1 protein-coding gene is annotated in these 446 nt (G+C 69.7%); it reads right to left on the bottom strand.

What is annotated here, in order from left to right:
- The coding region (locus tag P3W75_RS07980; RefSeq protein WP_276226828.1) for a methyl-accepting chemotaxis protein at positions 1 to 446 on the bottom strand (446 nt) is incomplete at both ends.

The following is a 446-nucleotide window of genomic DNA, read 5'->3' as shown; positions in this document are numbered from 1 at the left end:
TGCCCGCCACGTTGCGGTTGATCTCCTCGGCCACCGCGCTCTGTTCCTCGGCGGCGCTGGCGATCTGCAGGTTCATGTCGTTGATCACCCCGACCGCCTCGCCGATGCGCTGCAACGCCGCCACTGCCTGTTCCACCTGGCTGACGCTGCCCTGGGCCTGCTGGTGGCTGCTGTGCATCGCGCTGACCACCTCGCGGGTGCCGTTCTGCAGGCCTTCGATCACCTGGCGGATTTCCTCCACCGAGTCCTGGGTGCGCTTGGCCAGGTTGCGCACTTCGTCGGCCACCACCGCGAAGCCGCGCCCGGCCTCGCCGGCGCGGGCCGCTTCGATGGCGGCGTTGAGCGCCAGGAGGTTGGTCTGCTCGGCGATCGCGCGGATCACTTCCAGCACCGAGCCGATCTGCTCGCTGCTGGCCGCCAGGCCTTCCACCTGGCTCATGGCCTGG

This window comes from Pseudomonas citronellolis (genome assembly GCF_029335315.1).
Lineage (GTDB): Bacteria > Pseudomonadota > Gammaproteobacteria > Pseudomonadales > Pseudomonadaceae > Pseudomonas > Pseudomonas citronellolis_A.
The sequence above is the reverse complement of the archived record's forward strand: the minus strand, read 5'-3'. Positions and strand labels throughout refer to the sequence as shown.